Annotated in this window: 13 protein-coding genes; 1 reads left to right on the forward strand and 12 read right to left on the reverse strand. The window is 68.6% G+C overall.

Going from position 1 to position 13662, the window contains the following annotated elements:
• Nucleotides 1-613 precede the first annotated feature (613 nt).
• From ACFWYM_RS05945 to ACFWYM_RS05995, 11 genes are all read right to left on the reverse strand, one after another.
• Nucleotides 614-2293, reverse strand: a complete 1680-nt coding sequence (locus ACFWYM_RS05945; protein WP_384830575.1) for a hypothetical protein — start codon at nucleotides 2291-2293, stop codon at nucleotides 614-616.
• A gap of 953 nt (nucleotides 2294-3246) precedes the next feature.
• Nucleotides 3247-3684 (reverse strand): pilus assembly protein TadG-related protein, encoded by a 438-nt coding sequence (locus tag ACFWYM_RS05950; protein WP_384830578.1) that lies wholly within the window; start codon nucleotides 3682-3684, stop codon nucleotides 3247-3249.
• Entirely contained in the window at nucleotides 3681-4115 is a 435-nt protein-coding gene (locus ACFWYM_RS05955; RefSeq protein ID WP_384830581.1) for a TadE family protein, read from the reverse strand. The genes ACFWYM_RS05950 and ACFWYM_RS05955 overlap by 4 nt, the downstream gene beginning before the upstream one ends.
• On the reverse strand, nucleotides 4112-4633 hold the full coding sequence (locus ACFWYM_RS05960; RefSeq protein ID WP_384830837.1) for a TadE/TadG family type IV pilus assembly protein: 522 nt from the start codon (nucleotides 4631-4633) through the stop codon (nucleotides 4112-4114). Before ACFWYM_RS05960 ends, ACFWYM_RS05955 begins: the two co-directional genes overlap by 4 nt.
• Entirely contained in the window at nucleotides 4540-4734 is a 195-nt protein-coding gene (locus ACFWYM_RS05965; protein WP_384830848.1) for a hypothetical protein, read from the reverse strand. Before ACFWYM_RS05965 ends, ACFWYM_RS05960 begins: the two co-directional genes overlap by 94 nt.
• Nucleotides 4735-4773: 39 nt before the next feature.
• Complete coding sequence (locus ACFWYM_RS05970) at nucleotides 4774-5682, reverse strand: type II secretion system F family protein (protein ID WP_384830583.1); 909 nt, start codon at nucleotides 5680-5682, stop codon at nucleotides 4774-4776.
• Nucleotides 5679-6590 carry a type II secretion system F family protein gene (locus tag ACFWYM_RS05975; RefSeq protein ID WP_384830585.1) on the reverse strand — a complete coding sequence of 304 codons (912 nt, stop codon included), beginning with the start codon at nucleotides 6588-6590 and terminating at the stop codon, nucleotides 5679-5681. The genes ACFWYM_RS05970 and ACFWYM_RS05975 overlap by 4 nt, the downstream gene beginning before the upstream one ends.
• On the reverse strand, nucleotides 6590-8068 hold the full coding sequence (locus ACFWYM_RS05980; RefSeq protein WP_384830588.1) for a CpaF family protein: 1479 nt from the start codon (nucleotides 8066-8068) through the stop codon (nucleotides 6590-6592). Before ACFWYM_RS05980 ends, ACFWYM_RS05975 begins: the two co-directional genes overlap by 1 nt.
• Entirely contained in the window at nucleotides 8065-8892 is an 828-nt protein-coding gene (locus tag ACFWYM_RS05985; RefSeq protein WP_384830590.1) for a MinD/ParA family protein, read from the reverse strand. The genes ACFWYM_RS05980 and ACFWYM_RS05985 overlap by 4 nt, the downstream gene beginning before the upstream one ends.
• Complete coding sequence (locus ACFWYM_RS05990) at nucleotides 8889-9476, reverse strand: SAF domain-containing protein (protein WP_384830593.1); 588 nt, start codon at nucleotides 9474-9476, stop codon at nucleotides 8889-8891. The genes ACFWYM_RS05985 and ACFWYM_RS05990 overlap by 4 nt, the downstream gene beginning before the upstream one ends.
• A 1188-nt stretch (nucleotides 9477-10664) precedes the next feature.
• On the reverse strand, nucleotides 10665-10949 hold the full coding sequence (locus ACFWYM_RS05995) for a hypothetical protein (protein ID WP_384830596.1): 285 nt from the start codon (nucleotides 10947-10949) through the stop codon (nucleotides 10665-10667).
• Nucleotides 10950-11872: 923 nt separating this feature from the next.
• On the opposite strand from ACFWYM_RS05995, the gene ACFWYM_RS06000 reads away from it, so the two are divergent.
• Nucleotides 11873-12805 (forward strand): GGDEF domain-containing protein, encoded by a 933-nt coding sequence (locus ACFWYM_RS06000; RefSeq protein WP_384830839.1) that lies wholly within the window; start codon nucleotides 11873-11875, stop codon nucleotides 12803-12805.
• Nucleotides 12806-13243: 438 nt separating this feature from the next.
• On the opposite strand, the gene ACFWYM_RS06005 is transcribed toward ACFWYM_RS06000, so the two are convergent.
• Nucleotides 13244-13660, reverse strand: coding sequence for a hypothetical protein (locus ACFWYM_RS06005; RefSeq protein WP_384830599.1), 417 nt, complete (start codon nucleotides 13658-13660; stop codon nucleotides 13244-13246).
• Nucleotides 13661-13662: the final 2 nt, after the last annotated feature.

The following is a 13662-nucleotide window of genomic DNA, read 5'->3' on the forward strand; positions in this document are numbered from 1 at the left end:
CTCAGGCCCCAGTGAACAACTGGCCCGGAAGAACCCACCGCTACCTTCAAGACGGCGCCCTGAGCCGCACCCTACAGCGCCTTGTACAAGCGGAACTCATCGAACGCGAACGGGCCACGTGCTTCCCGTTCGCTGCGACGTATCAGCTGGCATCGCCTGCCCGAGAGGTTCTGATCGCTATGGGGCCTGCCGCGGAATGGGTGGATACTCACTCTGGACTGCTGGCGCGGGCTCAACAACGACGACATCAAACGTGGATCGAGTGAGGCACATCGCCACTGCTCACCGACTACTCGATCTGGGACTGTATTCCCTCGGAGTAGATGAGCGTCGGTGTCTCCAAGTCGGTCGATGTCGAGTGCGCAGGACTCGTACTCCGCTCGCGAAGGCCGCGGCCTCGATCATGGCTGCCTGTTCGTGCACATCCCGACCGTCCCGTGCCACCGCACGGCGACGGGTCGCCTCGACGGCTTACGCTGAGACCCACGGGCGCACGGCCAGCTGTCCGTCCCGGATACCCACTCCGATTTGCTGATACGAGCTCAGCCCCATCGGCATGGTGCGCCCGACAGGTGGGAGATACTCATTCCTCCCAATTCGTTGTGCGTCTCATTCAGCTACCTCCCTGGTGATGGCTGTTCTTCTGTTCCGCGTAGTTCTGCAGTCTCTCGAAGAGGTCCACCGTCGCACGGCTCGGGACTTCATCCAGTTCCGCCAAGGTTCGCCTGAGCAAGTCGAAGGTGCGCGGCACGGCGTCGTACTCCTCAAGCCGCGTCTGCATGCGGGCAATGTCCCGATAGAGGGCCTCGTTATACCGGTCGAGCTCACGGGCCCGCTCAAGCAGAACAAGTGCCTGGCGGGGGTCGGTATCTCGGACCGAGAGAACCAGCTCGCTCACGGCGTCCAGGTACTCGCGACGCAGTGCTTCACGGGGCGCTTCGGCCCACTCGGCCGTGACGTCGTCCGCGAAATCTCCACTGTAGAGGTCCACGGCCCCACGCAGCGCCTCTTGGCGTCTGCTCTCGTCCCGGACACTCCCCCGGGCAGCCTTTAACCGTTCTCGGAACTCCCATAGATCCACGTTGACTCGGCTCACATCAAGGCCGTAACGGGCGTCGCTGTGGCAGGTGATGTCAGTTACCACACTGTCCGTGGCGAGTCGGAGAGCTCGGCGCAGCTCGCTCAACGCAGCGTGGAAGCTGTTGGTTGGACGCTCGCGAGGGGCGTCCGGCCAGAGGGTGGCCGTCAGGGTCTCTCGTCGGACGCCATCACGGTGCAAAGCGAGGTATGCCAGCAGTTCACGCGGCTTCGGGGGTAAGGCCACTGCTCCATTGGACAGTTGGCTCGTTCCGTGTGGGCGGCAGGTCAGCTGGGTTCGGCCAAGCACGGAAACCCGCAAGGCATAAGCGGAGACCTTGGGGTCGTCGGCCTCGTCGGTGCCTCCCGCTGGCGGCGTGCCACTCTGTAGCGCCTCGGCACTGCCGCCCTCCGCCGATGTCGGGCGGCCCGGAGCCGCCTCAGCGAGCAAGTCAAGAAGGTCCTGGGCCTCAAGAGGCGGCAATGTGAACAGGCGCGCGCCGGAGAATGCCTCTCCGAGGGGCGGGCTGGCCGCAGCGACCGTGCCGTCCTGCCGTACGCGCAAGGTGCCGCCTGCCCGCCACTGGCCGAGCAGTACTCCGCTCAGGCCGAGCGTCGATCCGTTGTCCAGGATCATCTGCAGGCGTCGCTCCTCGGGGTGCGCTTCGTCGGCCGAGGCGACGAGAACCATCTCGGGTCTGATCGGGACGTCCGCATCGGCGCTCAAGCTGCCGTCTTCGGAGCGCATGCGGGTCAGAAGCTCCGCCTCCATCAGTGACAGTGCTTCGGCCACGCTGGCCACGACATGCAGTCCCGGCACGGGCGTTGTGGTGCTACTGATCCTCTGCAGGAGCAGCCGGGCGGCCCGCTCGGGGAGAACAATCTCCACTTGGGGTCGCTTCGCTCGGTACTGGCCGGAGAGAAGGCTGACCAACAACGCTCGAATGGCGTTGGTCGCGCCTGGGCCGACGAGACCCAGGCCGTGGCCTCGAGCAAGGTCCCACGCCAACGCATGACCGCCCTCCACCCCGACGACGTGTTTGTTGAGTCCTTGGGTTTCGGTGGAGTCGTCCTCAACTACCGCGGGTTCCACGGCCTGTTCATGTTCTCGTCGCAGTGCCCGGACGACCGGTGCGATCGGAATGTCACCACGGGCACCGCTGCCCGGCCGATAGCGGATCTGACGCTTCCGGCGTACGACGATGGAAGCCGCCACGATCGCCGCAGCAAGTCCCACTCCTACGAATACGTCGCCGGGCAGTTCAAATCCCCCGTCGCCCGGCGCCCTTGGTGAGGGGTTGTCCGGACTCTGGGGCGTCGGAGTTGCATGTGGCGGATGCTTTGGGCGGCTATCAGGCCCTGGCCCCTCTCTCGGAGGCGGTTCCGTGGCGGGGATACGGAGAACCCAACCGGGTCGGATTAGCTGGGGGTTGGTCAGTGCGTGACCGTCGGCTTGCCCGCGGCCTCGGTTGATCGCGTAGATCTCCGGCCACCGGTTTCCATCTCCCAGGCGGCGGGCGGCGATGCGCCACAGGCTGTCGTGGATGCCGTCGTGCGGTGCGCGCACCACCACCGTTGTATCCGTGTCCGAGGGTGGCTGGGCCGAGGCTCGCCCGACACCGGCCTGTGGGCGTTCGGGCAGAGTGGCCTGCCGCGGAGCACAGGTCGCCGTCGGCCGCTTCTGCGCGGCGAGGTGCAGCTGCGGGTCCCGGCTCGGAAGGAGTGTCAGAACCACGGCCCCCACCAAGGCGGCCGCCAGTGCGTGCACGGGTCCAGTTGCGTGTGGCGGCCGTGAAGGCCATGTCGCTGTTCGTGCTCCGTCAGCAATCGCCCGGAGAACGTCGGCCACGAAGATCGTCCAAGCTGTCCAGAGAACACAGGCGAGGATCTTGAGTAGGAAGGTCGTGCGGAGCGGTGAGGTCAGGGCGGTCGCGATGGCATCCAGGTCGGGCACGTGATGAGGCAGCGGCCAGCCGACGTAGCGCCAGAGCCCCCACGGAATGCCGCCCGCCAGTGCGACCAGGAGCGCGAAGACGAGGATGCCACGCATCAACCGGCCTGCTTGCGACGCAAGTTGTGCCCACGGATGCCCACGCGGGCGACGCTGCGTGAATGATTTCGCTGGTGGATGGCGTACGGCCATGGCGGCAGCCTGTCCTGTCTGCCCGTCTACGTTTCCGGACCATCGATGCCACGTACGGGGTGGGCGCTCCCCTTGGCGGTGACGGTCAGGGTGTGCAGACCCACGAGGCCGAGGAGTTGGGTGTGCTGGTGCACGGTGACGTTCACGGTGACGCTGTCCTCGGTGGCCGTCACGGTGCCGGAGTCAGACGTGGCGGCGAGGTAGGTGTGCGCTCGACGGCGGGACTCGTCGGGGATCAGGTGCAGGGTGCCGTCCTTGCGGTAGGCGACGAGATCGATGGCCTGGGCCCCTGAGCGGGCGGCTTCCTGTGCTTCGCCGATGGCGCGGACCTTGGCTGCCACGGCGAGCCCGCCGTCGAGGGCAAGGCCGGCGAACATCACCACAACGAAGGCGAGGAGGACGACGAAGACGGTGATCTGCCCGTCGTCGCGGCGAGTGGCTCCGATCTCGCACTTCCACGTCATGGAGTCTCACCGGTCCCGCGAAATTCGTCGACCGGCGCGGAGGCGGTGGCGCTCAGTGTTGTCGAGCCGGGTACCTGGAGGAGTGCCATGTCGTGGAGCCCGACACGACAGGTGACCAAGGCCGTCACGGTCCCGCCCGCGCGGATGCTGCCGCTCGTGGTGGCATCGAGCGACTGGCAGGTGACTCCCGCGTCGTGGAGCGCCGCGCGGGCCGTGGCACGCGCCTGGCCGGCAGCGGCGGAGGAGGTGCGCTCCAGACTCGCGGCGCGGGCCGCCTGATGCGCCGCGTCTTCTACGCGCAGGCGAGCGTCAGCCATGCGCCCACAGAAGACCAGGAACCACAGCATCGAGATCAACGCGGGGACGACCAGGACCAGTTCAAGAGCGGCAGAGCCGCTTTCGGAGTCGGCACCAGGCCGGCGTGCACTCATGGCTCCCCCTCCCCAGCCACGTCGGAACCGGTGAGCGCGCCATGCGGATCGGACCTGAACTTCTCGACCGGTCCCGCGGTGCGCGCCCGCACCGAAAGACGCAGGAAGGGAAGCACGCTGGTCGCCGTCCCCTCGATCCGGACCTCGGCGTGCTCGGCGTCCCGGTCCACCTCGATGTGGATGTCACGCAGTGGTCCGCGGCCGAGTTGGCTGAGGACGCGATGCGCCTCCACCTGTCCGGCGCCCGCGCTGCCGTCCTCGATCCGCGTGGCCGACAAGGCGTGAGCGGCGGCGGCCTGCGCGATGTGTGCGGCATGGGCGTACAGCGCGGCCTGGGCGAGGAGGAGTACGAGGGTCAGCAGCAGCGGCATGACGATCACCATCTCCGTTGTGCTGGAGCCGCCATCACCATCCGACGGCCGCTCTACTGGAACTTGACGTTGCGGGCGGCGGCCACGATCTGCGGGCCGAACAATGCGGTGACGGTCAAGGCCAGCGCCGCGAGGAAGGCGATCCAGATGACTTGTTCCGTGGTCACGCCGCGGTCGTCGTCGGCGACCTCGCGGAGAGTGGTGCTGATGTGGGTCCATAGCGGCCGGAGCGGGCTGTGCGACGACATGATCGGTCTCCTCTCGGCTTCGTTGCCTTCGTCGCGCTGTCATAGCGAGGCGGTGATCTGGGTGAGTGCGGGAAAGAACACGAAGAGGACGAAGCCGAAGGCCATGAGGACGCCGGGCAGCGCCATCCGCTCTGTAGCCGCGTTGGCGTCGCCTTCGGCCTCCGCCGCGTCTCGCGTGCGCATGGCGGCGGCCTTGGCCGCCAGCGAGGCCCGGATCTTGGAGCCCTCCGCGCCGGCCAGGGAGAGTGCGGCAGCCAACTCTGTCAGCTCACTGATGTCCAGTTCCTCGCCGAGCTGCCCGAGCGTGGTCCACGGTGACCTGCGTGTGAGCCGCGCGGTGTTGAGACTGTGGCGCAGCTGGCGGAACGCCCACCCGTGTCCGGTGGCAGCGGCGTCGTGCAGGGCGGCGTCCACGCCGGCACCTCCGGCGAGCAGGATGTGGATGAGGTTCAGGTAGGAACTGAGTGCGTGGCGGAAGGCGGCGCGGCGGCGGCGCGCTTCTTCTCGTAGGACCAGACCGGGCAGCAGAAGGCCGCCCACCGCGAGACCGAGGGAGAGGGCCACAGGTAGGGCCCACGGGAGCGGTCGTCCACCGATGACGAGCACCGACTCGACGGTCACGGGCAGGATCAGGCCGATCAGGGCCAGTGCTGCCTGCTCCGCGAGGTGTGTGTCGGCCGACCGCTCGGTGATGGCCAGGTCCTTCTCGACGCCTTGGTGCGGTAGTCCGAAGGAGCGCAGCAGGGAAGTGAAGGGGGCACCAACGCGGGCCGCCCACTTGCCTGCGCTGTCTTTCCCGGGCGGGATCATCAGGGGTTGGGGCTGCGGTGGGGCGTTCACCAGCCTGTCGAGGAGCTCGGACAGCGGCGGACGTGGCGGTACGAGCCACATGGCAAGGGCCCACAGCCCCAGACCGACACCGATGGCGAGCAGCACGATCGCCGTCACGGAGACACCTCCTGTCGTACCGCCGCTGCAGGGCCCCGAGCACCGGGGTCCTCATCGCATCGCAGGAAACGTTCTGGACCCTCCACCCGGGCCAGCCGCCGCAGCCAGGCGAAGGCGCAGGTGAACAGCGCGCCGATGAGCAGAAGGACGAGTTGGCCGGTGAGGGAGTCATAGGGGCTGAGGAAGTCCGGGTTGAGCAGCATGAGGCCGCCCGCGAAGGACAGCGTGGTGGTGACGACGACGCGCACGGTCGTGCGGGTGCGGGCCCGGGCGGCGTCGATGCGCTGTCGCAAGGCGACCTGGGTGCGCGCGGTGGTCGCGAGTTCGCCGAGCAGTGGGGCGAGGTGGCGGGCCTGGTGCTGCGAGGCCAGGATGAGCGCGACCACGACGAGATCGGCTGTCGGATCGTCCAGGTCGCCCGCCAGTCTCCGCAGTGCGGGCGTAAGGCGTTCGCCGCGTTCCAGGCGGGCTGCGAGCGCCTGAATCTGGGGACGTATGGCCTTCGGCGCGGCACGCGCGGTGGCCATGACGGCCTGCTCCAGACCCGCGGCCGCGGACAGGGTGTCCCTCAGCATCTCACTCCACCCGGCGACCCCTTCGATGCGGGAAACGTGCTGCCGCTCGAGCGTTCCCATGCCAAGCAGCCCCGGCAGGCACCAGGTCGCCATCGCGGCGAGCAGCCCTCCCACGGCCCAGCCGGTGAACAACCCGACGAGCAGGCCCGCGGTCCCCGAGCCCATCAGCCAGCGGCGCGCGTGCTCCCGCCGTGCCCGCCGCCACCGGTTGTCGCGCGCAGACGACGGCGCCGTCGGTCCCGTCAGTCCTCCGTGCCAACCCCTCACGACGAGAAGGAGCCCGGCCGCCAGGCCCAGCCCACACAACGCAGACAGCAGCGTGTACGCGTTCATCAGGGGCCCCCTTGGTCACTGTGACCCGAGCCGGTACGCGCCCAGCGCTCCGGATCGAAGCCCGCGATCACCAGGTCGTCCAAGGTCTCGGCACGCAGCGGCACTCCGGGGACCGCCCGCAGGTCCGTCCCTGGCCGGTACACCTCGTTGGAGACGATCTGCTGCCCGTCGGCGTCGATCACTTCCCGCACGGAGGACACGACACGCTTGCCGGGCTCGCCGCGCGGCCGCTCCAGGTGGACGACGAAGTCCAAGGCCGAGGCGACGAGGAGGTTCGTGGCGTCCAGCGGGAGTCGTTCGGGCCCCTGGACGGCGTATGCGGCGAGCCGGGTGAACGCGCCCCGGCTGGTGGAGGCGTGCAGGGTGCCCATGGAGCCGTCGTTGCCTTGGCTCATCGCATTGCACATCGGAATCACTTCGGGCCCGCGGACCTCGCCGACGATGACCCGGTCCGGCGACATGCGCAGCGCCCACCGCACCAACTCGGCCTGGCTGATGGCGCCTTGGCCCTCGATGTTGGCCTCGCGGGCCTGCATCGCCACCACATCGGGATGGACGTCGATGTCGGCGTCCAGGCCGAGCTCGAAGACATCCTCGATGGTGATCAGGCGTTCCCAAGGTGGGATCTCGCTGGCCAGCGCACGCAGCAGGGTGGTCTTGCCGATCGCAGTGCCTCCGGTGACAAGAACGTTCTTACGAGCCTTGACGGTCGCGCCGAGGAACGCCTCCAGCTCGCGGTCGAAGGTGCCCAGCCTGCGCAGCTCGGCGAGTGAGACGCTCTTGTATCGGTGGCGACGGATCGACACCGACGGGCGGGCGGTGACGGCCATGGCCGCGAAGACCCGCTCTCCACCCGGTAGTTGGAAGCTGACGCCGGGGCTCCCTCGATCGAAGCGGCGCTCCTCCACTCCCGAGCGCGCGGCGAGGTCCCTGATGAGTTGGACTAGCTCGGCGTCCGACGCCACGACGGCGGGCAGCCGCTCGCGGCGCCCGTCCGAGCGCCGGACGAAGACGCGGTCGCCATTGATGTTGATGTTCTCGATGTCCGGGTCCCGCAGCAGCGGCTCGAGTCCGGCCAGGCCGAAGACCTCGTCCAGCACCGCCGCGATCACCTGCTGCTCGACGTGGGGCGGCACGACGTGGCCACCGCTCGCCAGCTGCTCCCTGGCGTGTTCCTCTGCGGCATCGGCGAGGATCGCCGATGCTTCGGCACGTCGCTCGTCCTCGGTCCAAGAGACTTTCCCTGCAGCCTCGTTGGCGCGGATGTGCTCGGCGAGGCGTGTCGACAGCTCGTGGCGCAGGCGTCGTCGGAGCCGCCCGGTTCGGGCGTCCTCGTACGACCCTGCTCTCAGACCCGGTACGAGAGAGTGCCCGCGATCGCCCGGGGCACCGGCGACCGCGGGCACTCCGTCAAGGGGGCGGGCCGGGGCCGCGACGGGGTCGGGAGACGGGGAGGTTCCCTCCGAACGTCCCGTCATCGTGCTGCCCCGTTGCCGTGCCCTGCGGAGCCCTCACGCGCTGGCAGCTTCAAGTGGCCTTTGCGGGCGGCGGGTCCAGTAGATGCGCTGGGTTCTGCGGACCCTCCGCCCCCGTTGTCGGCGAGCTGCGACGCCAGCACCGTCAACGCCTTGCCGAGCGCCGAGCGCGCGGGCGTGGCGCGCCGCCGGCCCACCCCTCTCAGAGCGGCCGCGCCGAAGGGGTCCTCGGGAAGCCTGGCCAGCACCTCGATGCCCAGTTCACGGGCCACGTCGTGCGACCGGTAGCCGTCACCGACCAGCACGAAGCGCGGCTCGGGCGACCACTCCTGCACTGCGTCCACCATCGAGGCCACGCGCGCGACGGCGTCGTCTCGGGCCCGTGCGAGGAGCAGCAGGACATCGGCCTGGCGCAGCACCCGCATCGCCGGAGCGGACGCGTCGATGCGGCCGCAGTCCGCGAGGACCACCGCACCCTTCTGGTCCGCGGCCCGCCTGAACGTCGTCGTCTCGCTGCTGGTGAGTTGGGCCAGCGCGGCTCGCGCCTGCTCGGCCGCGGGCGGCCCGGCCACCACTGCCAGCCCTCCGGGGAGTTTCTGGATGTGCCGCCACACCAATCCGGGCTCCGTGTCACGTCGCGCTGCGGCGGCAAGACTCACCAGTCCTGGAGAGAGCGAGAGACGGAAGCGGGCGAGCAGGTCCCCGCCCGCCGGATCACACTCCACGACCACAGGCTGATGTCCGGTCGGCCAGTGCTCGGCGAGGCCCAGCGCCGTCGTCGTCACCCCGGGCGAGCCCTTCAGGCTGCACAGCGCCAGCAAGGTCATCGCCCGCCACCTCCGTGCACTGCGAGAATACGGACCGCTCCGTCAGGAACGGCGGCCAGCTGGCGGGCGTCGCGCTCGCCCAACAGAAGCGTGAGCACGGTCAGTTGGTCTTCCTGCGCAGGTCGTACGTCGACGACCGTCGCGCTCCAAGACGCCCTCTCCCCTGTGTCTTCTCCCGCCGATCGGCCGCCCGCGGCATCGGGGTCCGGGACTTCGACAACGTTGACGCGCAGGCCGGGCTGTAGCCCTGTAGGGAACTGCCCCGCCCTCAAGCCCACGGCGGCGTTGGCCTGTCCGCGCGGAGGAGTCTTCGGACTGCCCAGCACACGCTCGGTCAGCAACGCCCCGGCGGGCAGGCTGTAGGCCATGACCCGCCCGCGCACCGCATCGAGCGACCGAGCGGACACCGCTTCGAGCCCACTGTCCGTCGACAGGCTGACCTCCCGCAGATCGCGGGCTTCAAGCCGCTGCCCCGCGGAAACCGGCCGGGCGAGCTCCAGGACGCTCTCCCGGTCCCCCAGCCGTGCCGCGACCAGCACTCCACCCGTAACGCAGCCGAGCACCAGCAGCGTCCCGACCAACAAGTACGGAATCCGTCGCCGCCGGGCCGCACTGCCTACGCGGACGGGCGAGCGCGGGCCACTTCGTCCCGCCCCACGAGGGGTCTCCGCCTTCCCTCCGGCCCCCTCGCGGGGACGTACGCGTGTACTCATCCCCAGCCGCCCCTCTCCATGTCCCTTTTCACCGCCCGTTGTGGTTCAGTGCCTGGCTCTCGGCCACCTGCAACGCGCCCTCGACGGTCGTGGTCAGCGCCGGCAGCGTCCCGCTCTCCCCGCCCCCGGACCACGAGACCGACCAACGCACCGTCACCGAGACCGTGTAGGAGCTCCCCTGCCGCCCGGCGGATGGAGCCCGATAGGTGTGCCCGCAGTCGGGCGACGGCTGCCTCGGATGCGCCGTGGCCACGTACGGAGCCCCTGGCCCTTTGCACGTCACCGAACTGCCGTCTCCCAACGCCCAGATGGCCTTCTTCGGCCGCGCCACGGCCGTCACCGAAACGCCCGGTACTGAGGCTGTTGCCGTTCTCGGCTGCCAGGCCCCGCGGTCGAGCCACAGCCACGTGGGGAGGTTCACCAGTTGCACCCCGGGTGGGTTTGTCTCGATGTCCGGTGTGGGCAACCGCAGTTGGTCTCGCGCCCGCTCCGCCACCTCAGTCGGAGCCGGAGCAGGCGCCGCACCACCCCCACCACGGCCTTGCGGCGCATCAGGCATCCACACCGGAGGGCGGTAGAACGCGTCCCGGACGCCGTTGCCCGAACACTTGTAGAGGTACCAGGCCCCCTTCTCCCCGGGCTCGGGATCGGCCGCCGGCGCCGCGCCTCCGGGCCCAAGCCGCCCGGCGAATACGGCGGGCACCACCAGCGCGCCCGCCCTCCCCTCCTGTCCGCGGTACGCGGCGTCGACCACCGGGGCGGGCGGCTCGTAGTCGCTGCGCTTGTACGCACACTGTGGAGACTTCGGATCAGACCGCGCAGTGCGGCCTCCCCCTCCGCGCCCCGGGCCTCTGTCACCAGACTCCGGCGGCCTCGCCTCGCGCCCGCCACCGCGAGGAGCGCGGTCCGCACCGCCGCCGCCCTTCCCGGCCCCCACATCGCATCCCGGGGCGGGATCCTGCTCACAGTCCAGGAAGTACCAGCCGTCGTCCGCCAGGGCGGGAACCGTTCCGCTCCCCACGGCCGCGCACGTGATCACAACGACAAGTGCCGCACGCCTCAGCATGACCCAAGCCCCTTCACGGCGAACCGGCTGACGCGCCAGGAACCATCGGTCTGCCGCTTCACTTCAGCAGTGATCGCGCGCCGGCCGCCCGGCTTCTCATTGGCCAACTCCCCGCTCGTTCCGCGGTACTTCAGCCAGTGCGTCGAGTCGCCGCAATCCTTGATCAGGATCACCGTTGGGGCGGACGGCGGATCCAGTACGGCGACCCTGGGATGGTTCTCCGGTCGGCCCTTGCTGACGAGCCCGTTGTAATGATCGGCGTACAGGCTGCGGGACATCGCACTCAGGGCCCCACCAGTGGCGTACCGGGCAAGCCGCGGGGACTTCCAGTTCGAGGTGGTGGCAGCCTGGGCCATCTCGCGCCACATTCCCAGGTACGCCGCGGTGGCGCGCTGTCGTGCGGCGTCAGCACGCGACGTTGACCCGACGGCCGAGGAATGCGCGGTGCGCGAGCTGTCAGCCGCGTCCGCTCCCTCACCTCGAGGCGAGGACGACGCGCTGCACCCGGCCAACGCAAGGAGCAGCGCAGCGCACACTCCACTCCACGCGACAGACAGCGCGCCATACTCCCGCCTTGCTACGAACATCGCGGCCACGCCCCCTCATGAACGGTGCTGGACCTCAGCCGACGCCTCCGAGCGCGTCGACGCGTCCATCACTACTCCCGCTCCTCACCCTCAGCGCAAGATGGGCAGTCGGTCCAACTTCCGTGGCAGTACAGGAAGTTGGCCGATTCCTCGACGAGCGCATTCCGATGCGGGGCCCGCTTCCATGAGGGACGCCGTTCGCAGCAAGCCCAGCACCCCGGTGGTGGCTTCGACCGGAAGTGCCACAGCGATCACCCTCCAACCGCCTGGCACGTCGGAGTCCAGGCATCAGCTGCTCAGCCTGGGCTTACTGCCCCACTTGAGCCGATCCCGCCCCAGGCACACGAAGCGCTATCGCCACCGCACGTCTCCACACGCTCAGTAAAAAATCGGCCAGTTCACGTACTGCCAGTGAAGTTGGACCGACTGCCCACCTTGCGCTGAGAGTGAGGGACGGGAGTAGTGGTACATGCGCCGGCGCACTCCGACGCGCCGCTCATGGTTCAGCACCGCACGCATGCGCCTCGACTGCGCCCGCGGCACCCCTTGGACCGCGCGCCCGAATTCATGAGGGGACGTTGAGCATGACACTGCAACCGCCCTTCCCCAGCCCCATGCAGCGGGTCCTGCCCGCACCAGCAAGCTCCCTGCTCCAGGAACCCGGTCGAAGCCCTGTCCAACTCCCCCACGGTGAGGCCGGACCTCCTGGAGCAGGGTCCCCCGCGCATAGCGCCGCAAGCCCCCACACCAGAGCTGCTACGACCTGTACCACCTGCGGTGGATCATTCACCGACGCGGTAACAGGGACTCTCTATCGACGGATCTGGGACCAGCGGGCCACACACGTCCTCACCCAGGCGTGCCGCGCCCGGCAGTCTCTCGCTCTGATCCTCGCCGACGTCGACCGCTTCAAGAGCGTCAACGACTGCTACGGGCACCCGGCCGGCGACGCGGTTCTCCACGCCATCGCCTCGGTGATCCGCCACGAGAGCGGCCCCACCGGCCTCGTGGGACGCTACGGGGGCTGCGCCGGCGACGAGTTCCTCATCCTCTTGCCCGACGCCGACCTCAACCAAGCCCTCGTCGCCGCCCAGAGCATGCGCGACCAGGTACGCCGCCTCTCCATCCGGGCGCGCACGCAGCGAGACGCCACGGTCACCCTCACCGGCCAGACGATCTCCATGGGCCTCGCCGCCTCCACCTGCTTAGCCTCCGATGCGCTGTCCGAGCTCCTCCTCGACTCTGACGGAGCACTACGTCAGGCCAAGCAGAACGGGGGCGACCAAATTCGCGTCGCCATGCCGTACGCGCACGAAGTCCCTCAAGATGCCAGCAGCCCCGCCCTCGACCGGCAGGATGTCGGCGTCCGCATTCTGCTCGCCCCTCACCATTGCCTGCCCCGAAAGGCCGAGCACGAGTTGGCGCTGTCCCCGCTCGGTGTGGAGCACGTCCACACGATCCTGTCGACCCTGCTCAACCGATGCACCGCGCCCCTCAACACAACGGGGCAGCCGCCGCACCAGGGCCTCGGGCATCCTTCTCCCTGAGCGGCGCCTCCCCCGCATCGGCACTGGCGATTCCTGACTGAGCGTTTAGCTTGCTGTTCGCATCAGATCCCGATATGCCAAGTACCGCGCCAGTGCAGGGTCGCTCACCGGTGACGCTACAGACCAGGAGGGCAATCATCGCGATTGGGGTCACGGCTGCGGATCGGTGCGGGTGTTACTCACAGTCGCAGGCGAGACGGCGGTGGTACATGAGCCAACCGATGCTGCGGTCGATGATCCTTCTTCTCGGAGTAGCCATGGGCTCCTGGACGCCAGGTGAGCGTTGCACCGGATGGGCGTCACCTTGCGTCCGACCACCCCGATCACCGGGGCCTATCCACCGCTGGCCGCGTCTCCCACAGCCAGAGATTCTCCTCTCAGGAGACAGGACCCACTTAAAGTCAGGCCCGCATGACCACCGTCATCTTCACGCATAGCTCATCGCGACTGGACTCTCTCGGACAGGACCGCCTCGATGAACTCTTCAGGCGGAAGGTAGTTATGATCCTTCACATAGTGATAAACCAGATCAGGCGCACTTAGCAGCTTCCCTTCTGGGGTGTATACCCTCACTTCCGCCCCTCCCAAAGCGATATGCACATCAGCCAACCGCACCCTATATGGGTAAGCGGCTTCATCATTCTCGTGCGGAAGTGAACACCTGTGCCACCCACGCATCTTGGCCGCGGGGTAATCTCGCGTCACGCGAAGCAACGATTCCAAGAACCCCGCCGGAGTTTCCCCCACCTGAAACGCCGTATCGCGCTCCAGCCATCCGACGTTAAGCGCAACGGTTCCGGAGGGGACGGTATCCGGGGCATACTGGTAGGTGGACATGTCGTCGTAGGCAGTCATCG

The organism is Streptomyces sp. NPDC059009, assembly GCF_042740175.1.
GTDB lineage: Bacteria > Actinomycetota > Actinomycetes > Streptomycetales > Streptomycetaceae > Streptomyces.